Annotated in this window: 20 protein-coding genes and 1 tRNA gene; 9 read left to right on the forward strand and 12 right to left on the reverse strand. The window is 74.3% G+C overall.

What is annotated here, in order from left to right; genetic code table 11:
- Positions 1 to 240: 240 nt before the first annotated feature.
- From ACIOD1_RS32480 to ACIOD1_RS32495, 4 genes are read right to left on the reverse strand one after another with little or no spacing between them, the layout of a single operon-like run.
- A complete protein-coding gene (locus tag ACIOD1_RS32480) occupies positions 241 to 1,572 on the reverse strand; it encodes an AAA domain-containing protein (RefSeq protein ID WP_365628835.1) in 1,332 nt (443 codons plus the stop codon).
- A complete protein-coding gene (locus ACIOD1_RS32485; protein WP_401906449.1) occupies positions 1,569 to 3,134 on the reverse strand; it encodes a hypothetical protein in 1,566 nt (521 codons plus the stop codon). The genes ACIOD1_RS32480 and ACIOD1_RS32485 overlap by 4 nt, the downstream gene beginning before the upstream one ends.
- Positions 3,122 to 4,318: a hypothetical protein gene (locus ACIOD1_RS32490; RefSeq protein ID WP_401906539.1), complete on the reverse strand. Its 1,197-nt coding sequence runs from the start codon at positions 4,316 to 4,318 to the stop codon at positions 3,122 to 3,124. The genes ACIOD1_RS32485 and ACIOD1_RS32490 overlap by 13 nt, the downstream gene beginning before the upstream one ends.
- Positions 4,242 to 5,174 (reverse strand): phosphatase PAP2 family protein, encoded by a 933-nt coding sequence (locus ACIOD1_RS32495; RefSeq protein ID WP_401906452.1) that lies wholly within the window; start codon positions 5,172 to 5,174, stop codon positions 4,242 to 4,244. Before ACIOD1_RS32495 ends, ACIOD1_RS32490 begins: the two co-directional genes overlap by 77 nt.
- 117 nt (positions 5,175 to 5,291) lie before the next feature.
- On the opposite strand from ACIOD1_RS32495, the gene ACIOD1_RS32500 reads away from it, so the two are divergent.
- Complete coding sequence (locus ACIOD1_RS32500; protein ID WP_365628844.1) at positions 5,292 to 5,888, forward strand: histidine phosphatase family protein; 597 nt, start codon at positions 5,292 to 5,294, stop codon at positions 5,886 to 5,888.
- 83 nt (positions 5,889 to 5,971) lie between these two features.
- Here ACIOD1_RS32500 and ACIOD1_RS32505 read toward each other — a convergent pair whose 3' ends face one another.
- Complete coding sequence (locus tag ACIOD1_RS32505) at positions 5,972 to 7,294, reverse strand: tetratricopeptide repeat protein (RefSeq protein WP_401906457.1); 1,323 nt, start codon at positions 7,292 to 7,294, stop codon at positions 5,972 to 5,974.
- 293 nt (positions 7,295 to 7,587) lie between these two features.
- Here ACIOD1_RS32505 and ACIOD1_RS32510 point away from each other — a divergent pair, with 293 nt between their 5' ends.
- Both ACIOD1_RS32510 and ACIOD1_RS32515 read left to right on the forward strand, forming a co-directional pair.
- Positions 7,588 to 8,037 carry a hypothetical protein gene (locus ACIOD1_RS32510; RefSeq protein WP_365628849.1) on the forward strand — a complete coding sequence of 150 codons (450 nt, stop codon included), beginning with the start codon at positions 7,588 to 7,590 and terminating at the stop codon, positions 8,035 to 8,037.
- 25 nt (positions 8,038 to 8,062) lie between these two features.
- Positions 8,063 to 8,953: a spermidine synthase gene (locus ACIOD1_RS32515; protein WP_401906459.1), complete on the forward strand. Its 891-nt coding sequence runs from the start codon at positions 8,063 to 8,065 to the stop codon at positions 8,951 to 8,953.
- 63 nt (positions 8,954 to 9,016) lie between these two features.
- On the opposite strand, the gene ACIOD1_RS32520 is transcribed toward ACIOD1_RS32515, so the two are convergent.
- A complete protein-coding gene (locus ACIOD1_RS32520; protein WP_365628852.1) occupies positions 9,017 to 9,565 on the reverse strand; it encodes a hypothetical protein in 549 nt (182 codons plus the stop codon).
- 78 nt (positions 9,566 to 9,643) lie between these two features.
- On the opposite strand from ACIOD1_RS32520, the gene ACIOD1_RS32525 reads away from it, so the two are divergent.
- The 4 genes from ACIOD1_RS32525 to ACIOD1_RS32540 all read left to right on the forward strand — a co-directional run bounded on the left by ACIOD1_RS32525 (position 9,644) and on the right by ACIOD1_RS32540 (position 12,672).
- Positions 9,644 to 10,330, forward strand: a complete 687-nt coding sequence (locus ACIOD1_RS32525; protein ID WP_365628855.1) for a response regulator transcription factor — start codon at positions 9,644 to 9,646, stop codon at positions 10,328 to 10,330.
- 43 nt (positions 10,331 to 10,373) lie between these two features.
- On the forward strand, positions 10,374 to 11,753 hold the full coding sequence (locus tag ACIOD1_RS32530) for an ATP-binding protein (RefSeq protein WP_401906462.1): 1,380 nt from the start codon (positions 10,374 to 10,376) through the stop codon (positions 11,751 to 11,753).
- A 101-nt stretch (positions 11,754 to 11,854) separates the two neighbouring features.
- Positions 11,855 to 12,019, forward strand: coding sequence for a DUF5993 family protein (locus ACIOD1_RS32535; protein WP_365628861.1), 165 nt, complete (start codon positions 11,855 to 11,857; stop codon positions 12,017 to 12,019).
- 5 nt (positions 12,020 to 12,024) lie between these two features.
- Complete coding sequence (locus ACIOD1_RS32540; protein ID WP_365628863.1) at positions 12,025 to 12,672, forward strand: disulfide bond formation protein B; 648 nt, start codon at positions 12,025 to 12,027, stop codon at positions 12,670 to 12,672.
- Here ACIOD1_RS32540 and ACIOD1_RS32545 read toward each other — a convergent pair.
- The 6 genes from ACIOD1_RS32545 to ACIOD1_RS32570 form a co-directional block, all read right to left on the reverse strand.
- Positions 12,669 to 13,919, reverse strand: coding sequence for an MFS transporter (locus ACIOD1_RS32545; RefSeq protein WP_401906466.1), 1,251 nt, complete (start codon positions 13,917 to 13,919; stop codon positions 12,669 to 12,671). The genes ACIOD1_RS32540 and ACIOD1_RS32545 overlap by 4 nt on opposite strands.
- A gap of 130 nt (positions 13,920 to 14,049) precedes the next feature.
- Positions 14,050 to 14,547 (reverse strand): MarR family transcriptional regulator, encoded by a 498-nt coding sequence (locus tag ACIOD1_RS32550; RefSeq protein WP_365628869.1) that lies wholly within the window; start codon positions 14,545 to 14,547, stop codon positions 14,050 to 14,052.
- A 100-nt stretch (positions 14,548 to 14,647) separates the two neighbouring features.
- Positions 14,648 to 14,720: transfer RNA gene (locus ACIOD1_RS32555), tRNA-His, on the reverse strand.
- A 105-nt stretch (positions 14,721 to 14,825) separates the two neighbouring features.
- Positions 14,826 to 15,428 (reverse strand): oligoribonuclease, encoded by a 603-nt coding sequence (gene orn / locus ACIOD1_RS32560; protein WP_365628872.1) that lies wholly within the window; start codon positions 15,426 to 15,428, stop codon positions 14,826 to 14,828.
- Between the two features lie 86 nt (positions 15,429 to 15,514).
- The gene (locus ACIOD1_RS32565; protein ID WP_365628875.1) at positions 15,515 to 16,687 is read right to left on the reverse strand and encodes a helix-turn-helix domain-containing protein; all 1,173 of its coding nucleotides are present in this window, start codon (positions 16,685 to 16,687) and stop codon (positions 15,515 to 15,517) included.
- A gap of 376 nt (positions 16,688 to 17,063) precedes the next feature.
- Positions 17,064 to 17,384 carry a hypothetical protein gene (locus ACIOD1_RS32570; protein WP_401906469.1) on the reverse strand — a complete coding sequence of 107 codons (321 nt, stop codon included), beginning with the start codon at positions 17,382 to 17,384 and terminating at the stop codon, positions 17,064 to 17,066.
- A gap of 449 nt (positions 17,385 to 17,833) precedes the next feature.
- Here ACIOD1_RS32570 and ACIOD1_RS32575 point away from each other — a divergent pair, with 449 nt between their 5' ends.
- Together ACIOD1_RS32575 and ACIOD1_RS32580 are read left to right on the forward strand one after the other, a co-directional pair.
- A complete protein-coding gene (locus ACIOD1_RS32575; RefSeq protein ID WP_365628881.1) occupies positions 17,834 to 18,364 on the forward strand; it encodes a universal stress protein in 531 nt (176 codons plus the stop codon).
- Positions 18,365 to 18,463: 99 nt separating this feature from the next.
- Positions 18,464 to 19,033 carry an acetate uptake transporter gene (locus tag ACIOD1_RS32580; RefSeq protein ID WP_401906472.1) on the forward strand — a complete coding sequence of 190 codons (570 nt, stop codon included), beginning with the start codon at positions 18,464 to 18,466 and terminating at the stop codon, positions 19,031 to 19,033.
- Positions 19,034 to 19,109: the final 76 nt, after the last annotated feature.

Below are 19,109 nucleotides of genomic sequence, written 5' to 3' on the forward strand. Positions count from 1 at the left end.
TCGCCAGGGGACGCGGTGTTCCGCGAGGTGGGCCAGGACCGAGTGGTTCGCCTCCCAGCCGTCGGGGCTGTGTCGGTCGGCCGCCCGCGGCGGCGTGTCGGACTCCGTCCGGCGGGGCTACGGTCGCCAGGGGACGCGGTGTTCCGCGAGGTGGGCCAGGACCGAGTGGTTCGCCTCCCAGCCGTCGGGGCTGTGTCGGTCGGCCGCCCGCGGCGGCGTGCCGGACTCCGTCCGGCGGGGCTACGGTCGCCAGGGGACGCGGTGTTCCGCGAGGTGGGCCAGGACCGAGTGGTTCGCCTCCCAGCCGTCGGGGAACTTCACGGTCACGCCCAGCTGGACCGGCTCCGAGGACGGGTGTTCGTCCAGGAGTTCCGCTATGCCCGCCCGGGCCACCACCACACAGGCGTGCCGGTGCCGGGAGGCGAGCACGCACAGGCGGCCCGTCTCCAGGTGGAAGGCGGTGGCGTCGGGGCGGCCCGACAGGGGGTGCAGGACCACCGTGAGGTCGTACTCGCGGCCCTGGAGGCGGTTCGCGGTGTCCACCGTGACCCCCGTGACGCCGAGGGCGGTCAGCGCCGAGCGGACGGCGGCGGCCTGGTCCCGGTGGGCGGTGCCCACGGCGATCCGGGCGGCCGTCAGCGGGGACGGCCGGGGGGACTGCTCGTCGGCGGTGACCGCGCCCCGGTCCAACGCCCGCCGGACCACCAGGGCCACCGCCCGCACCGCCTCCGGATCCGTGCGCGGGGTGTGCCGGGCGGGCAGCTCCAGCAGGCCCCAGCCCGAAGCGGCGGCCTCGTCCAGCACCCGGTCCGGACCCGAACCGTCCGAGGTCACCCCGTAGGTCAACCGGCGCTCGCCCGGGCCCGTGCCGCTGCGGAACCGCGTGTACGGGTAGAAGGCGCGCGAGACCAGCGGCGCGGCCGTCGCCGGGAGCCGCCACGACACCGGCAACCGGTGCTGCGGCAGGTGCGGGTTGTGCGCCAGCAGCGTGCTGACGGCGCTCGCCGAGGGGTCGTACGACAGCCCCGCCCACTGCTCGGCGCCGACCACGCTGAACGGGTCCAGCTGCCCCGGGTCGCCCACGAACAGCGCCCGGTCGAACAGGCCGGCGACGGCCAGCAGCGCGTCGGAGCGCATCTGGTACGCCTCGTCGACGATCGCGTGCTCCCAGGGCTCCGTGTCCTTGACGTACGCCCACTTCGCGGCCGTGGAGATGGTCACCGGCAGCTCCGCGAGGTCCGCCGGCTTCGAGGACAGGGTCACCGAGGCCAGCTCGCGCAGGGCGGGGTCGTAGGCCTCGCCGTCGCTGCTGTGCAGCCGGCCCACCTTCAGCCCGGGATCCTTCTCGGCGAGCCGCAGCACCAGGTCGTCGACCTGCGCGTTGGTCTGCGCCACCACCATCAGCCGGCGTCCGGCGGCGGCCAGTTCCCGCGCCGCCCGCACCACGAGGGTGGACTTGCCGGCCCCGGGCGGGGAGTCCACGACGACGCCCCGCGCGGTGCCGTGCAGGGTGTCGCGCAGGATGGCGGCGGTCGCCTGGGCGGCTGCCGCGCCCGGGTCGAAGGCGGTCACAGGAGGTCCTCGTCGGTCACGGCGTCGGTCGGGGCGAGGGCGGCGGCGGCGCCGGGCGGGCCGCCGTGCGTCCAGGGGGTGTTCTCCGCGTCGGGCAGCTTCGGGCCGCTGCGCGTCTCGTGCTCGAACAGGGTCCAGCACACCCGGTCGCCCTTCTCCGGCACCGAGCCCGCCGCCGGCTCCCGGCCCGCGCCCATCTTGTCGAGCACGCGCAGCACCAACTGCCCGTCCTCCTCGAACCGGACGAACGCGAAGGACTGCTGGCGCCCGTCCAGCGAGCGGTACGCCTTCCCGCCGCCCTCCTCGGCCAGTTGCGGCCGGTCCTCGGTGGCCACGGTCACCCTCGGGCGGGGGCGCGGTCGCTTGCCCTCCGTCCACTCCATCACCACCTCGGTGACCTCGCCGGTGAAGGCCTCGCCCGCCAGCCGCCGCCCCGCCATCACCAGGGGGTCGTCGAGGGCCTGCTGGGCGTCCAACCGGCCCTGCTCGGTCTCCCGCATCGACAGCTTCCGCGCCGCCGTCACCGCGTCGTCGCGCCGCGGCTGCGGGGGCTCGCCCGAGCGGACGCGGTCCCGGTGCCCGGTGAAGGACCACCGGTCGGAGGTCCAGCGCTCCTCGGTGCGCTCCCCGGGGGGCAGGGTCCGCACCAGATCGATCGCCTCCCAGGTCTGCCGCCAGGCCGTGGCCATCTGGGACTCGACCAGCTCCCGGACGACCCGCTCCGCCCGCAGCACGGACGCGCTCCCGCCCGCCGTCCGGGCCGCGTCGTACTTCGAGATCGCCGGCGCGAGGAGCCCGTTGTCGAAGGCCGGGTCGGTGGCCGGGCCGGCCGGGGGCACCAGCAGCTGCCCCCGCGCGTCCCGCGCCAGCTCCGCCCGCAGCGCCCACTCGGCGCCCGAGAGCCCCTCGGGCGGGCTGATCCAGGCCAGCAGCGCGCCGAGGTGCTGGTCCTCCAGGTTGCTCTGCCCGGTGGCCCAGTGCTGCCCGAGCAGCTCCGTCGCCGACAGCAGCATCGAGGAGCCCGGCACCCGGGAGCGCTCGGCGAGGTGGGTGAACCAGCGGCCCAGCAGCGGGACCTGCGTGGGCACCGGGTACGGGTTCTCCGGGTCGTCCTCGGCCGTCCGCCGGAACCGCATGGAACGCCCGAGCAGGCGTACGTACTCCACGGCCGCCCGGCCGGGCACCAGGATCTGCGGGGCGTCCACGCACAGCTCCGCCTCGACCTTGACCCGCTTACCGCTCTCCGGGTCGGTCTCGGTCCGCTCGGCCGGCTCCACCACGTCCGCGTACGCGTCCAGGTACGGCATCAGCTCCCGGGCCAGCTCGGCCAGGAACGCCCAGCGCAGGTCCCGGTCGCGCGGCTGCGGTATGACGAGGATCCGGGGGTCCTCCCGCTCGGTGCCCAGCATCGCGCCGAGCGGCGCCCCCGCCTCGCCGGCCGTCGTCAGCGGTACGAGGACCAGCGGGCGCTCGCCCAGGTGGCGGTGGCGCACGGTCGCGAGGGGCTGGGCGCGGCCCGCGCGGACCGCCTCCAGCCGGGCCAGGGTGCTCAGCAGGGGCATGCGGGGTTCTCCGGGGCGTCGTGCGGGGGTCGGACGCCGGCCGCCTCCAGGGCCTCGGCGCGCAGCCGGGCCGCCCGGCGCAGGGCGGCGGCGGTGGGGTCGTCGGCGTCCCCCGGACCGGGCTCCGCGCCGCGGGCCGCGGTCAGGGCCGCCTCGACGGTGGTGAGCCCGCCCAACTCCCCGCGCAGGGACCGGCCCAGGGCGGCCGGCTCCCCGGCGGCGCGGGACCGCTGCCGACAGTGGAAGGCCAGCTCGCAGGCGGCCAGGCACTCGGGGGCGTAGGCGGCGGAGACCGCGGAGACGGCCTCCGTCAGCTCCTCGGCGGACCGCGAGGGGTCGAAGCAGGTCCCCTCGGGAAGCGACCCGGCCAGCTCCTCGACCCGGGTCAGCCGCTCCAACTGGCGCCGGGTCACCGACCGCTCCCGGCGGACGTCCACGGCGGCGGCGGTGGGCAGGTTGGAGAAGTCCTTCGGGCAGACGAGCAGCACCCGGTGGTCCACCCGGGCGCCCTCCAGCTTGGCGGCGGTCTGTTCCAGGGCCAGCACGTAGACGGCGGCCTGCCGGGCGGCGGCCCCCACCTTCGCGGAGTCGGCGGCCCCGTCGATCATCGGGAACGACTTGATCTCCACCACGGTCCAGCGGCCGTCGGGGTGCACCACGACGGCGTCGGGCTCCAGGTAGGCGGGGGTGCCCGCCACCTCCAGGGCCAGCATCGGATGGTCCAGCAGGCTCCAGGCCCCCGCGCCGGTGGCCTCGCGCAGGGCCAGCGCCGTGCGGGCGGCGCGCCCCTCGGGTCCGGCGGCGGTCAGCTCGGGCAGCCGGGCGTCGGCGCCGGGCGGTTCCGCGTCGGCGTCGAGCCGGTCGTGGACCAGGCGCAGCAGCTCCGCTCCGCCGTCGCCCTTCACCTTGGCCTCGAAGGAGTTCCCGCGGACGATCGCGAACTGGGACTGGCCGAAGGCGGCCGGTGAGCCCAGGGCCTCGGCGAGCCGGGTCTTGTCCACCCCGGCGCCGTCCAGCAGGGCCCGTCTGCCGCAGCCGGGGTTGGCCGCCAGCGCGGCGAGCGCGCGGGCGTCCATGGGACGCGGCGGGACGGCGGAACCGCGCAGGTCAGCGAGCCGCTGCCGCAGTGTCGTCGGCGGCGCGGTCGCCGCGGTCGGCGCGGTCGGCGTCGCGGTCCGCGGCACGGTCGGTCGTGCGGCCTGCGGGGGACCGGCGGGCGGGTAGGAGCTCACGGGCGGAAGTGTCCCATCCGCCACTGACAATCGTGGACTTACGGCGGAAACGGGCCGGTAGTGCCTCCCACCGGTCGGCGCGGGCCCCCGCCCAGGTCGCCACCCGGGGCCCGAGCACCCACCCCGCGCCCAGCACCGCGGCGCCCGCGACGGCGTCGAGGAAGTAGTGGTTGGCCGTCCCCATCACCACGAGCGTGGTCAGCACCGGATAGGCGGCGCCCAGGGTCCGCACGAGGGGGTGCCGGGCGTGGCGCCACAGCAGGATCCCGCACCACAGGGCCCAGCCGACGTGCAGGCTCGGCATGGCCGCGTACTGGTTGGTGAGGGCGCCGAGCCCGCGCGGGGCGCTCGCCTCCCCGCCCCACCAGCCGTAGGCGCTGTAGCGGGCCATCGTGTCGGTGAACCCGTACGAGGCCTCCAGCAGCCGGGGCGGGCAGGTGGGCGCCAGGGCGAAGCCGACCAGGCCGAGGACGGTGGCCGCGACGAGACCCGAGCGGGCGTCGCGGTAGTGCCGGGGGCGGCGCCGGTAGAGCCAGACCAGGACGGCCGGGGTGATCAGGTAGTGCAGGGAGGCGTAGAAGAAGTCGGCGGGTATCCCGAGCACGCCGGAGCGGGAGAAGAGCCGGTTCAGGGGTCTCTCGAAGTCGATCCGCAGGAGTTCCTCGACGCGCAGGAGCGCGAGCCCGTGGCCGACGGCGAGGTCCACGTCCCCCCGCGCGAGGAGCCGTCCGCCCGAGTAGGCCCCGTAGAGGAGGCCGAGGAGCAGGAGTTCCGCCCACCATCGCGTGGGCCGCCGCCGGTCCGTCATACGGTGTATGACTCCGGCGCCGGCGGCATGGTTGCCCGGTGTTCACGTCGTGGATGATGGACCGACGATCGAATCGCCGTATCTACGAGCGAACACCCACGGACCGGGAGAAATGACATGGCCCCCCGCATCCTGCTGGCCCGGCACGGCCAGACGGCATGGTCGAAGCTCGGCAAGCACACCGGGCGCACCGACGTGCCGCTGCTGGAGGAGGGCAGGCAGGGCGCCAAGCTGCTCGGCGAGCGCCTGGCCCGCGAGCCCTGGTCGAGCCTGCGCGGCCTGGAGGTGCGCACCAGCCCCCTGGTCCGCGCCAGCGAGAGCTGCGACCTGGCCGGTTTCGGGCTCCAGGCGGACCCGTGGGACACCCTCATGGAATGGGACTACGGCGACTACGAGGGCATGACCCCCGCCGAGATCCAGGCGGTCCGTCCCGGCTGGCTGATCTGGCGCGACGGGGTGCCCGGCGGCGAGGCCGTCGCCGACATCGCGGCGCGCGCGGACGAGGTGGTCACCTGGGCCCGTTCGGCGGAACGCGACGTCCTGGTCTTCGCCCACGGCCACGTCCTGCGCACCCTGGCCGCCCGCTGGTTGGGCTTCGAGGCCTCCTTCGGCGCCCGCGTCCGCCTGGACCCCACCTCCCTCTCGGTCCTCGGCTGGGCCTACGGAGCCCCCGCGCTGGAACGCTGGAACGACACGGGCCACCTGGACGTCTGACCCGGGCCCGGCACCCGAGGGGGCCCGCGGTCGCACCCGACGGGGCCCGGGCGTCGCACCAGGTCGGGCCCGGGCGGTGGCGGTCAGGCCCGCGCGTGGCGGGTCAGGAAGGCGCCCACGCGCGGGGATCGCTGGTGCGGGACCAGCACGGCGGCCGTGCCCGCCAGCATCGACTGGATCCGGGTCGACCGGACCTCCTCCAGGAGGTCCAGCACCCGACCGCCCGCCCAGGCGGCCTCGTCCGGGGCGCCCGCGCGAGCCAGGTCGTCGGCCAGCTCGGCGGTGTAGAGGGCCACGTTCCGTGCGAAGTGCGGGTCTTGGAGGTCGGCCGCCCGCCGGGCGTGCCGCGCCGCGCGGGCGTGCTCCCCGAGGTCCGCCCAGCAGCGGGACTCCAGCGACTCCAACTCGGCCTCGCCGAAGAAGGACATCCACTCCGGTTCGGCGCCCGAGGGGCCCCGTCCGAACTCCGTGTGCGCCCGGGTCAGGGCCTCCTCACAGGACTTGCGGTCGGACATCCCCGACCAGCCGCCCGCCTCGCGCAGGGCCAGCAGCGACAGCAGCCGGGGAGAGCCCAGCGAGCGGGCCGCGAGCCGGCCCGCCTGGGCCGCCCGGACCGACTCGCGCGGGCGCCCGCGGTCCCGGGCCAGGAAGGCCATGTTGCTGAAGGCGTGCGCCTCCAGCCCCGCGTCCCCGGAGACCCGGGCGGTGGCCAGGGCCTCCGCGTAGTGCGAGCGGGCGTCCTCGAAGCGGCCGGAGTCGTGGGCCAACCAGCCCACGGAGACGGCCAGTTCTCCGGCGCCCGCGTGCAGGCGGTCCTCGGTGGACTGCCGGGTGGCCCCCGCGTCGAGCAGCGCGTACGCGGTCCGCAGGGGCTGGGCCGCCCGCCGGTAGAGGGAGTCGGCGCCGTGCCGGTCGTCCAGCAGCCGGATCTGGCGCACGGCGTCCTCGACGGCGGCGGCCTCGGCCTCGCCGGCGCGGGAGGGGATCCTGCGGGAGTCCCCGAGCAGGGTGAGGCTGAGCGTCGCTGCCGCCACGGTCGCGGAGCCGCCCGCCATGAACGCGCGACGCAGCACGTCGCTCTCCTTGGAACGGTGGGTGGGGTGGTCGGAGCCGGAAGGGGCGGTCCTGGCCCGTTGTGCGGAACGCCCGCGGACCGCCTCGCGCGGGGAGAAGCCCAGGTCGGCCAGGGTGCGGCCGGGGAACATGTGCAGGAAGACCCGCTCGTAGGCGTAGTTGGGGCAGCGGATCTCGCCCGACTCCACCCTCCCGATGTAACGGGCGTCGCAGGAAACCGTTTCGCCGATCTCCCGTGCGGCCCGGCGCACCAGGGCCGCGAACTCGGCCGGCGAGTGCTGTCCGCGCAGCCGCCGGAAGGAGGAGTTGGGTGAGTGGGGGAACGCCGCCATGGACGTGGCCTCTCTGGACAATCTCAGGTGATCCCGCTGAGTCGGACGGACCCGGTGATCGTGTCGGCGGTCCCGTCGCGCTCGGTCCGGGGGCGGGGCTCCCGGCGCGCATGAACGTACCGCCGGCGAGGGGGTGTTCATGCACTGTTTGGCTACAAAACGGATATCTCACCCGTGATCCGCCATGAACTGCCATCCTTTGCGGCGGCTTCTCGCCGCACCTGTTGACGCCCCCGTGCGTTGAACCCATGCGGATACGGATCGAGGAGGGGTTCCCCTTGGTGGAGGCCGGCATGGACAGTACTGGAACGAACACCGCGCTCACGCCCGGCGCGGCCCCCGGCCCGGTGCGGGTCGCTCCGGGGCTCCCGGCGCCCACCTTCGTGGCGGCCCCCGACCTGGTCACCGTGCCCACCCGGCAGGGGCTGGAGGCGGTCGACATCATCCGCCGGGGGGCCGGACGCGCCCCCGGAGTCGGCCCCGTCCTGCACGACTGCTCCGGCGCGACCCTCGGCTTCCTCGTCCCGCCCGGCACCGCCGACGCCTGGGACCTGCCCGGCAGCGCCTGTACGCAGACCAACGGGCGCGGCATGCGCTTCGGCGACGCCGTCTCGCCCACCTCGGGAGGCACCGGCTGGCTGCTGCCCCCCGAGGCCGTGGGCCCGGTCACCGACCCCGAGGTCCTGCGCGCGGCCCTGGGCGAGGCCGCCCGTCTGATCGAAGCGGCCGACAACTGCCGCTGAAGCCCTGACCAGGCACAATGGTGGGGTGGCAGGGAAGAGCAAGCGCAGCAGGGGCAACGCCGGGGCGGAGCGCGGGGGCGGTGACGCCGGTCCGGCCTCCGGGCAAGTGGGCGGCGGGCTGGCCGAGCTGGTCCCCGACCGGGAGCGCTCGCGCGCCTGGACCCTGCTGATCGACGGGGCCCCGCAGTCCCACGTGGACCTCGACGACCCCGGCCACCTCGACTTCTCGTACCAGCGGCGCATCGGCCACCTCATTGACCTGGTCGCCCCCGCCCGGCAACCCCTCAACGTGCTCCACCTCGGCGGCGGCGCCTTCACCCTGGCCCGGTACGCGGCCGCCGCCAGGCCCCGCTCCACGCAGCAGGTGGTGGAGATCGACGCCGCTCTGGTGGCCTTCGTACGGGAACACCTGCCGCTGGACCCGCAGGCGCGGATCCGCGTACGGGCCGTGGACGCGCGCGCCGGGCTCGCCAAGGTGCCGGACGGCTGGGCGGACCTCGTCATCGCGGACGTGTTCAGCGGCGCCCGCACCCCCGCGCACCTGACCAGCGTCGAGTTCCTGGACGAGGTGCGCCGGGCCCTGGCGCCCACCGGCTGGTACGTGGCCAACCTCGCGGACGGTCCGCCGCTGACCCACCTGCGGGGCCAGATCGCCACGGCCGCCTCCCGGTTCGCGGAACTGGCGGTGGCCGCCGACCCGGTGGTGTGGCGGGGCAAACGCTTCGGCAACGCGGTGCTCGTCGCCGCCGACCGGCCGCTCCCCGTGGCGGAGTTCACCCGCCGCGTGGCGAGCGACCCGCACCCCGGCCGGGTCGAACACGGCCGCTCCCTGGCCGACTTCACGGGCGGCGCGACCCCCGTCGCGGACGCCTCGGCGGTCGATTCGCCCCAGCCGCCGGAGTCCGTGTTCCGCTAGGCCGTCTCCAGGCCCTCTACAGGCCGTCTTCAGCCGTCCCTCAGGTCCCGCCGGGCGGACGCCTCAGGGGTCGACGATCTCCACCACCGGCGGGTGGTCGTGCCAGGTGCAGAACACCGACACCTCGCGGCCGTCGCGGGTGAAGGTGACCCGGATCCAGAAGTCCTGCTTCCACACCTGCATCCGCCAGCCCGCCTCCGGGGTCGCCGAGACCAGCCCGGCCGAGGAGGCGCCCAGGTCGAAGACGACCCGGCCGCCCGAGACCGAGTACCCCGCGACCTTCCCGGAGCCGCCACCCCCGTCCGCCCCCTGGTACGGCCGCGGGCCGGTCGGGGCGGCCGGCTTGGGCCGCGCGGACGGGGAGGACGACGCCGGGGCGGAGGGCGGCGTCGAAGCGGAGGGAGACGCGGAGACGGAGGCGGAGGGCGACGGCGACCTCGACGGTTCCTCGCCGTGCGTGGAGGACGACAGGGGCAGCGTGGCCAGCGGAACGGCGCGCGGCGCGTCGTAGGCCGTCCCGGACATCACTGAGTGCACGCCCCACCACGACAGGGTCACGGCGGCGGCCGTCGCCAGGATCCAGGCCAGGGTGTGCAGAAGTCCTCGTCGCATCGAGGGACATACTGCACCACCCGCCCCAGAGCCGGCCCGACACCTCCCGGGGTCCCTCGAATGGACTACGGTGCCGCCATGGCAAGTGTGCTCGTGGTCGAGGACGACCAGTTCGTACGTTCCGCCCTGATCCGGCACCTGACCGAGGCCTCCCACACCGTGCGGAGCGTCGGCACGGCCCTTGAGGCCCTGCGCGAGGTCGCGCACAACCGCTTCGACGTGGTGATCCTCGACCTCGGTCTGCCCGACCTCGACGGCGCCGAGGCGCTCAAGATGCTGCGCGGCATCACGGACGTGCCCGTCATCATCGCCACCGCCCGCGACGACGAGGCCGAGATCGTCCGGCTGCTCAACGACGGCGCCGACGACTACCTCACGAAACCGTTCTCCGTCGAGCACCTCTCCGCCCGGATGGCCGCCGTCCTGCGCCGCTCCCAGGCCGCCGCCGCCGAACCCCCCTCGCGGGTCCTGCGCGTGGGCGGTCTCGCCATCGACCCGCTGCGCCGCCAGGCCGAACTGGACGGCGCCGTCCTCGACCTCACCCGTCGGGAGTTCGACCTGCTCGCCTTCCTCGCCGGGCGACCCGGGGTGGTCGTGGCCCGGCGCGAGCTGCTGGCCGAGGTCTGGCAGCAGTCGTACGGGGACGACCAGACCATCGACGTGCACCTGTCCTGGCTGCGCCGCAAGCTCGGCGAGACGGCCGCCCGCCCGCGCTACCTGCACACGCTGCGGGGGGTCGGGGTCAAGCTGGAACCGCCCCGGTGAGCGGGACCGCCCGGGTGAGCGGGACCGCCCGGGGGACGGCGGCATGAGGTGGGCGCTGGTCAAGGTGTGTCTCGCCGTCACCACCATGGTGGTGCTGGCCTTCGCCGTCCCCCTCGGCCTGGTGATCCGGGAGATGGCGAGCGACCGGGCCTTCTCCAACGCCGAACGGCAGGCCGCCACCATGGGGCCGACCCTGTCCATCACCACCGAACCGCTGCAACTGCGCAAGGCGGTGGAGTCCACCGAGATGGGCGCCGCCCGACGGATGGCCGTCCACGTGCCCGGCATCGGCGCCGCCGCCCCGGTCGACATCGGCGGCGGCTGGGCCGGAGCGCACGCGGTGGAGGAGACCCGCCGCCTGGGGCGGGCCACCACCGCCGGGCTGGCCGGCGGGGGATCCGCGCTGCTCCAGCCCACGGCGCTGGCGTCCGGGGACATCGCCGTCATCGAGATCCTGGTCCCGGAGAGCGAGGTCAGCAACGGGGTCACCACCGCCTGGCTGGTCCTCGCCGGAGTCGGGCTCGCACTGGTCGTCGGCTCCGTCGCGGTCGCCGACCGGCTCGGCGCCCGCCTCGTACGGCCCGCCGAACGGCTGGCGGGGGCCGCGCAGCAGCTGGGCGAGGGAAAGCTCGGGGCGCGCGTCCCGGAGGACGGCCCGAAGGAACTCCGCTCGGCGGCCGTCGCGTTCAACGCCATGGCCGACCAGGTCGTGGAACTCCTCGCCAACGAACGGGAACTGGCCGCCGACCTCTCGCACCGGCTCCGCACGCCCCTGACCGTGCTCCGGCTCAACGCGGCCTCCCTCGGTGAGGGTCCGGCCGCCGAGCACACCCGGACGGCGGTCGAGCAGTTGGAGCGGGAGGTCGACACGATCATCCGTACCGCCCGTGAACAGCGGCCGGCGACCGGCGGGTTCAGCGGAGCCGGCTGCGACGCCTCCGAGGTGATCCGCGACCGGATGTCCTTCTGGTCGGCGCTCGCCGAGGACGAGGGCCGCGAGGTCCGGCTCGCCGGCGTGGACCGTCCCGTACGGATCCCCGTGGCCCGACCGGAGCTGGCCGCCGCCCTCGACGCCCTCCTCGGCAACGTGTTCCGGCACACCCCCGAGGCCACGCCCTTCGCGGTGGACGTGCACGACGCCGGGGACGCCGTCATCGTCCTCGTCTCCGACGCGGGGCCGGGCATCGCCGACCCGGACGAGGCCCTGCGGCGCGGCAACGACGGCGCCCGGGACGGCTCGACGGGCCTCGGCCTGGACATCGTCCGCCGGGTCGCCGAGTCCACCGGCGGTGACGTCCGGCTGGGCCGTTCGGTCCTGGGCGGGACCGAGGTGCGGATCTGGATCGCCCTCGACGACCGGGCCCGCGGTGAGGGGCGCGGGGCGGCCGGCCGGCGCGGGCGCCGCAAACGGCGGGGCGACTGACGGGGCGGCCGGGGAGTCGCCGGGCCCCGGGCCGGGCAACCGACTGACCCCGGGGGCGCGCCTCGCGGGGCGGAAGTCCGCAGGTCGGTACGGTCCGCCCCATGGACACCCTCATCTTCGGCGGCCTCCTCGCCACCCTGATCGCCATGTACCGGGACACCTCCCGGGCCGTGGTCCTCGGTGCCTGGTGGATCCTGCTGATCGCCGTCATCCTCCTGATGGCACACCACATCACCGGCGGCCTCGCCCTCACCCTGAGCTACTGACCGCGGTGGCGCTGAACAGCCTCGTGCCGGAGACCGCGCTCGAAGGCGGACTGCTGGGGAGGGTCCAGTACTGGTTCGCCTGCCTCTTCGTCGTCGGTTGGGCGGGGGTCGTCTGCGGAGGGCTCTACTTCCAGCTCGGGCTGGGGGAGCACCCCTGTCCGCTGTGCGTCGTCCAGCGGATGTTCATGCTGCTCGCGGCGCTCGGCGCCGGCTACGTCGTCCGTACCGCCCTGGCGACGGGCGCGGTCACGGGGCGGGACTACATGACGGGTTGGGGCCTCGCGCTGGTCGCCGTGACGGGGGGCTCGTTCGCCTCCTGGCGGCAGACCTCGCTGCACCTCCTGCCCGGCGACAAGGGCTACGGCAGCGAGGTGTTCGGCCTCCACCTGTACGTGTGGGCGTGGATCCTCTTCACCCTGGCGGCCCTCGCGATCGGAGTGGTCCTGGCCTTCGCCCACGCCACCGCCGACCGCGCCGTCCCGACCTCGGGCCGGGGCCCGTACCGCCTGGTGGGAACCTTCGCCCTGGGCTTCCTGGGCCTGGTCATGGGCGCCAACCTGGTCGCCGTCTTCCTTGAGGAGGGCCTGCACTGGTTCCTCCCGGACGACCCGACGCGCTACGAGTTCTTCCACGACATCGGGATCCGGCCCTAAGGGCTGTCGCCGAATCGGACCTTGAACGACGCCACCGCGAGCCCCGCCGAGCACGACGCCGCCACGCAGGACACGGTGAACGCGGCCTGGTAGCCGTACCGCGCCGCCAGTGGCCCGGACACCGCCGCGGCCAACGCCTGGCCGACGATCAGCCCGCTGCCCAACACGGTCATGGCCTCGCCCATCCGTTCCGCCGGGCCGGTCCGTTCCACCAGCCCGAACAGGGCGATCAGGTGCGGGGCCACGGCCAGCCCGACGACGGCGACGGCCGCCGCCGCGCCCCACAGCTCGGACACGCCCCACAGGGACAAGGTGAGCGCGGCCTGGACCCAAATCGTCCACCGCAGCCGCACCACGAGGTCCGCCGAGCCCGGCCGGGCCACGGTCGCGAAGCCGGCGATCGAGCTGGTCACCGCCATCGACGCCCACACCAGACCCGCCGCCCCGGGCTGCCCGACGGACTCGGCGAGGGCGTTGACCCCGGTGTTGGCCCCGCTCCACGCCGCACCCTGCAGCACGGCCATGGCGAACAGCAGGGCCAGCCCCGGCGACCACAGCCGTACGTCGCCTCGCGCGCCCGCGCCCACGCCCTCGACCGGCCCGGGGGCCGTCGGGTGGACGGCGAACAGGGTGCCGAACACCAGGATCAGCACGGCCGCCAGGACCAGCGCCGAGGCCGGGTGCACGGTCACCGCGAGGATCCCGGCCAGCGCGGGCCCCACCATGAACCCGACCTCGTCCAGGGTGGTGTCGAAGGACAGCGCGGAGCCCAGCGCGGCCTTGTCCCTCCCGGCCAGCCGCGCCCACCGGGCCCGGGCCAGCGGCCCGACCTGCGGGACGGTGAGCCCGGCCGCGACGGCCAGTCCCATCCGGGCCGCCAGCGGCAGCCCGCCGAGGACGGCGGCGACCAGGGCGGCGAGGACGGCGGCGTTCGCGACGCAGGCGGCGAGCAGCACCGGGCGGTGGCCGCGCCGGTCGGCGAGCCGGCCGATGACCGGGCCGCCGAGGGCCTGGCCCAGCCAGAGCGAGGCCGCGACGGCGCCGGCCTCGCCGATGCCGTCGCGCTGGTTGATCAGCAGCAGCGTGCCGATGGGGCAGAGCGCGGCGGGGAGCCGGGCGAGGAACGCGTACACGGGCAGGGCCGTGCCGCCGAGGGCGAACACGGCGCGGAAGCCGGTCGGGCGCGGCGGCGCGAGCGCGCCTGCCGACCCGGGCACGGGCTCGGCTCCGGGTGTGGATCGGGTCACGGGGCAACCTCCATCCGCACGCCGACCCTCCCGTGTCTCCGGCGCGCGTCGTTGCCCGTTACGGGGACAGTAGCCGCCGCGCCCCGCCCCCGGAAGGCTCTTCCGAGCGGGGCTACGGGCGCGGGTGCCCTCAGGCGGGCTCTGTGGAGTTCAGCCGCCGGGCCTGCGCCCGCCCCACCTCGGCGGACCGGTGGAGGTAGTCGCCGATGACGGACAACTCGGCGTCGGAGTAGCCCTCCAGCAGCGCGTCGAACGCCCGGCCCGGGACCTCCCGGGCCGCGCCGACGCGCTCGCGGGCGGTGGGGGTCAGGACGACGAGGGAGCGGCGGCGGTCGTTCGGGTCGGCCTGCCGCTCGACGATGCAGGCCTTGACCAGCCGGTCGACGAGGCGGGTCGCGGAGCCCGAGGTCAGGCCGGTGAGGCGGGCGACGTCCCCGGTGCTCACGGGGCCGGGCTCGATGTCCAGGAGGGCCACGCACTGCAGGTCGGTCGGGTGCAGTCCCACGCGGTCGGCCAGGGCCTGGTCGAGGAGGGAGTGGTCGGCGTGGTGGCGTCGGCTCCCGATGGCGATGCGGGTCAGCAGCTCGGCGCGGCTCCGGGCGCCCGCGGCGGGGGAAACGATCGACATCGGATGCTCCATGGCTCAGGTGTGCCTGTGTGACGCAGAGGTTCGAGACGGGTACGCGGAAGGCCCCGTTCCGCTGTCGCGGAACGGGGCCTTCCATCAGGGTGAGTGACGGGACTTGAACCCGCGGCCACCTGGACCACAACCAGGTGCTCTACCAACTGAGCTACACCCACCATGCCCGGTCGCAGAACGACCGGCCGAAGAAAAGCGTACAGGGTTCGGAAGGGTGCTCGCTCCCTCCTTTTCCCGCGCCCCCCTCCGGAAGGTGGCGCGGTGCCCTACTCGCTGCCCACCACGTGCTTCGCGGCGATCGAGCGGGCCGTGTCCGAGTCCGGCCCCGGCTGCGGGACGAAGACCGCCTCGCGGTAGTAGCGCAGCTCGGCGATGGACTCCTTGATGTCCGCCAGCGCCCGGTGGTTGCCGTTCTTCGGCGGGCTGTTGAAGTAGGCCCGGGGGTACCAGCGGCGCGCCAGCTCCTTGACCGAGGACACGTCCACGATCCGGTAGTGGAGGAAGCCCTCCAGCGCGGCCATGTCCCGCAGCAGGAAGCCGCGGTCGGTACCGACCGAGTTCCCGCACAGCGGGGCCTTGCGGGGTTCCTTGACGTGCTCGCGGACGTAGGCCAAGACCTGCGCCTCCGCGTCGGCCAGGGTGGTGCCCGCGGCCAGCTCGTCGAGCAGGCCGGAGTTGGTGTGCATCTCGCGCACCACGTCCGGCATGGTCTCCAAGGCCGCGTCCGGCGGGCGGATCACGATGTCCACGCCTTCGCCGAGCACGTTGAGCTCCGAGTCGGTGACCAGTGCGGCCACCTCGATAAGTGCGTCGTCCGTCAACGAGAGCCCGGTCATCTCGCAGTCGATCCACACCATGCGATCGTTCATGCGCCCCACCTTATGCCGAAGGTCCCCCACATCGGCGCTCGGCCGATGTGGGGGACCCGGATCGGGCGGCCGCCCGGAGCGTGCGACTACGCGTGCTCGCGCAGCACCCGGCCCGGGGAGTACAGCTCCGTCACGCTCGGACCGGAGGCGGCCAGGGCCGCCGCCGTCCGCTGCGGCTGCGGAGTGCGCTGGTGCGGCAGCGGAGATCCGGACAGCTCCGAGATCTGGGACACGTCGGCCTGCGGCCGGCGCGCCCGGTAGGCGGAGCGGTAGGCGGCGGGGGAGGACCCCAGCTGCCGACGGAAGTGCCCGCGCAGCGCGACCGGCGAGCGGAACCCGCAGCGCCCGGCGACCTCGTCGACCGAGTAGTCGGAGGTCTCCAGAAGCCGCTGTGCCTGGAGCACCCGCTGGGTGATCAGCCACTGGAGCGGAGCGCTGCCGGTGAGCGAACGGAACCGCCGGTCGAAGGTGCGCCTGCTCATGTAGGCGCGGGCGGCCAGCGTCTCCACGTCGAACTGCTCGTGGAGGTGTTCCAGCGCCCAGGCGACGACCTCGGCGAGCGGGTCGGCGCCGATCTCCTCGGGCAGCGACCGGTCGAGGTAGCGCTCCTGGCCGCCCGTGCGGCGCGGTGGGACGACGAGCCTGCGGGCCAGTGCCCCGGCCGCCTCGCTCCCGTGGTCCGTGCGCACGATGTGGAGGCACAGGTCGATTCCGGCCGCGGTGCCGGCCGACGTCAGCACGTCGCCGTCGTCGACGAACAGCTCGCGCGGATCGACGTGGACGGACGGGTACCGCTTGGCCAGCGTCGGCGCGTACATCCAGTGCGTCGTCGCGGGCCGGCCGTCCAGCAGTCCGGCGGCGGCGAGCACGAAGGCTCCCGTGCACAGACCGACGATCCGGGCCCCCTCCTCGTGCGCCAGACGCAGTGCGTCGAGCGCCTCCGGCGGCGGCGGTGAGGTGATGGAGCGCCATGCGGGCACGACGACCGTGCCTGCCCGGGCGATCGCCTCCAACCCGTACGGCGCGGTCAGTTCGAGTCCGCCGGTGGTCCGCAGCGGACCGTCCTCCCCGGCGCACACGAGTAGTCGATAGCGTGGAACTCCCGCGTCCTGCCGGTCGATGCCGAACACGGAGAGTGGAATGGAACTCTCGAAGATCGGTCCGCCGCTGAACAGCAGCACCGCGACGATCTCCCTGCGGCGACGCCCCGCGAGCTTCCGGCCCGCGTCCGCGACGACGGCGGTGGAATCCTGGCTCATGGCGCTAAGCCCCCCTTGGGTGTCGCGACTCCTTGGTCTGGTCGCACCTGCACGTTTCCCCTCGGCCTTGCACGTGGATCCCCCGCCGTAAATACATGATCGAATCTACTGCGTCCCGTGGTGTCGGCGTGACAAGTTCAGCACGCAGCGCTATGTCGACTTGGCAACTTGGCGAAAAGCATTCGATCAGGAAGCGTTCCACTCCGCTACCCGGGTGGGAAGCTCGCCGTCCGGCCATGGCCAGTACTCATGGGGGCGAGACGCCCCCCGGGCTCTGTAGTCGCTGGTGGTAGGGGGGTTGGGGGGACATTCCGGCAAGGTGGGCACCCGGTCGGGAAGTTGGCTGAAAACAACCGGGTGTGTACGTGCGAATCGGTCAGTCGTGAGGGGAAAGCCCCCCGGAGCCGTGGCATCCGCGGTGCGATCCGGCTCCGCCGCGGGAGTGCCGACCTCGGTGGCCCAGGGGCAGCGGCTCCTGCGTGCGCACCCGGGCGGCGGCCCGTTCCGCCTTCTCGGAGTACCGCAGCAACACCCGGCAGGCGGCGGTGACGGCGGCCAGCCCGAGGGTCGCCACGGCCGCCCCGCCGTACGAGGTCCCGTAGACGACGAGGACGACGGGGACGAGCAGGCAGCTGAACGCGGCCCAACGGACCACGTCACCCGCCGGGTCGTCGGGGACGCGCCCGGCGTGCTGCACGGACGGGTGAACAGTGGAGTGCCCGGGCGACGCCCCGGAGCGGGGCGGCGGGGCGTGATTCGTCGGCGGAGCGGGCTGGACGGGTTGGACGGGGTGAACCGGATGGCCGGGCACGGCGTACTCCCTGCGGGCTCTTCCTGGACGGTCGGACTCCTGTCCAACGTCCCGGTGCGGGGCTCGGTCACTGCGCGCACGGGTGGCAGGCGGCCCGGTCGTCACTGGCTGTAGGGGACAGCGGACATTGCCAACGCGGCGCCGCTCCGGCATGCTCCCTGGGACGCTCTCCAAGGGCGGCATGACCTGTGCAGGACGGGAGTGTCGCCGTACCCTGGTGGGTAAGGGCTTGGGAAGATGCTTCCCGGACAGAGCTCCGTAACACTGCGTCGTCAACCTGCGCCGCCGAAACCGCCCCTGCCGCTTCCCCCTGAGGACCCTTCGCCGAGACACTCATGGCCGGTCACGAACTCCCCGAACCCGCGGACCGCAAGCGCAAACCCCTCGCCGATTCCGCATCGAGCGACCTGCGCGCGGTGGAACAGACACGCCTGCCCTGCGACCCTGCCTTCCGGCACGGCGTGGTGGTGGGCTTCGACGGCTCCACGTCCAGCGAGCGCGCGCTCGCGTACGCGATCGGAATGGCCCGGCGATCGGGTTCCGGTCTGATCATCGTGCACGTGGCCAACCGTCTCCCCACCACCGTCTGGGCCGGCTGTGAGCCGCCCGTCTTCGTCGACGTCCCGGACCACCGCACCGAGGTGCTGGGGCTGGAGCTGGCCTGCGCGGACTACCTGGCCGAGGTGCCGTGGATCCTCGTCGAGCGCGGCGGGGACATCTGCCACGAGCTGGAGGAGGTCGGCCGGGAGTACTCGGCGGACGCCATCGTGGTCGGCTCCACGCACGGGATCGTGGGCCGGATCTTCGGATCCGTTGCCGGACGGCTGGCGAAGCGGGCACAGCGACCCGTTGTTGTCATTCCGTAACCCACTGTGTGTCGATCGTGCGGTTGTGAACCCCCTTGTAAAGGGTAGATAAATGCTGCTGGGACGCAGCAAACAACTGCAGATCGAAGGGAGCCCGCCGTGGACAATGACGTCTCTGCGGGAAGCACGGCCTCGATTTCGACCCTGGGGCACATCGCCCTGGGGCTGACCCTTCTCGCGTTCGGCATCGGCTACACCGGCATCATCGACGGTGTGACCGCGGCCAACTCCGTGTCGCTCGCGACCTACGTCGGCGGACTCGCCCTTTTCGTCCTCGGGATCCTGGAGTTCCGGGGCGGCAACGGCTTCAACGGCACGGCGTTCGCGGGCCTCGGCGCCTTCTGGTTCACCTGGGCGACGGGCGCCGACGGAAAGGTTTCGGCGGATGCCGCCGGAGCCTTCCTCGTCCTGTTCGCGCTGCTCGGCCTGACCCTCACGGTGGGTGCGGCGCGCGGACCGTTCGGACAGGGCGTGTACGGCCTGTTCACCCTCGCCCTGGTGCTCCTCGCGATCGGCGCCTTCGCGGACAGCGGCATGCTCGCCAAGATCGCCGGCTGGGTCGCGGCGGTCTCCGGGCTGCTGGCCTGGTACGGGGCCACCGCGGCCCTGGCGCACTGGCCCGTGGCCTTCGGGAAGACCTCGCGGGGCGGCGCCGTCGCCACGGGCTGACGACTACGGCCGGTGGCTACGGCCGGCGGTCGGCGGTCGGCGGGAAGAGGTAAGCGGAGAAGAGGGAGCGGCCCCC

Origin of the sequence: Streptomyces sp. NPDC088097, assembly GCF_044741845.1 — a bacterium.
In the GTDB taxonomy this organism is placed as follows: Bacteria; Actinomycetota; Actinomycetes; order Streptomycetales; family Streptomycetaceae; genus Streptomyces.

Coding starts and splice junctions, on each gene's coding strand:
- ACIOD1_RS32500 (WP_365628844.1), top strand. CDS start 5,292: ATGGCCCCCCGCATCCTGCTGGCCCGGCACGGCCAGACGGCATGGTCG.
- ACIOD1_RS32535 (WP_365628861.1), top strand. CDS start 11,855: ATGGACACCCTCATCTTCGGCGGCCTCCTCGCCACCCTGATCGCCATG.
- ACIOD1_RS32575 (WP_365628881.1), top strand. CDS start 17,834: ATGGCCGGTCACGAACTCCCCGAACCCGCGGACCGCAAGCGCAAACCC.
- ACIOD1_RS32495 (WP_401906452.1), bottom strand. CDS start 5,174: ATGACGGACCGGCGGCGGCCCACGCGATGGTGGGCGGAACTCCTGCTC.
- orn (WP_365628872.1), bottom strand. CDS start 15,428: ATGAACGATCGCATGGTGTGGATCGACTGCGAGATGACCGGGCTCTCG.
- ACIOD1_RS32510 (WP_365628849.1), top strand. CDS start 7,588: ATGGACAGTACTGGAACGAACACCGCGCTCACGCCCGGCGCGGCCCCC.
- ACIOD1_RS32520 (WP_365628852.1), bottom strand. CDS start 9,565: ATGCGACGAGGACTTCTGCACACCCTGGCCTGGATCCTGGCGACGGCC.
- ACIOD1_RS32530 (WP_401906462.1), top strand. CDS start 10,374: ATGAGGTGGGCGCTGGTCAAGGTGTGTCTCGCCGTCACCACCATGGTG.
- ACIOD1_RS32565 (WP_365628875.1), bottom strand. CDS start 16,687: ATGAGCCAGGATTCCACCGCCGTCGTCGCGGACGCGGGCCGGAAGCTC.
- ACIOD1_RS32505 (WP_401906457.1), bottom strand. CDS start 7,294: ATGGCGGCGTTCCCCCACTCACCCAACTCCTCCTTCCGGCGGCTGCGC.
- ACIOD1_RS32550 (WP_365628869.1), bottom strand. CDS start 14,547: ATGTCGATCGTTTCCCCCGCCGCGGGCGCCCGGAGCCGCGCCGAGCTG.
- ACIOD1_RS32525 (WP_365628855.1), top strand. CDS start 9,644: ATGGCAAGTGTGCTCGTGGTCGAGGACGACCAGTTCGTACGTTCCGCC.
- ACIOD1_RS32485 (WP_401906449.1), bottom strand. CDS start 3,134: ATGCCCCTGCTGAGCACCCTGGCCCGGCTGGAGGCGGTCCGCGCGGGC.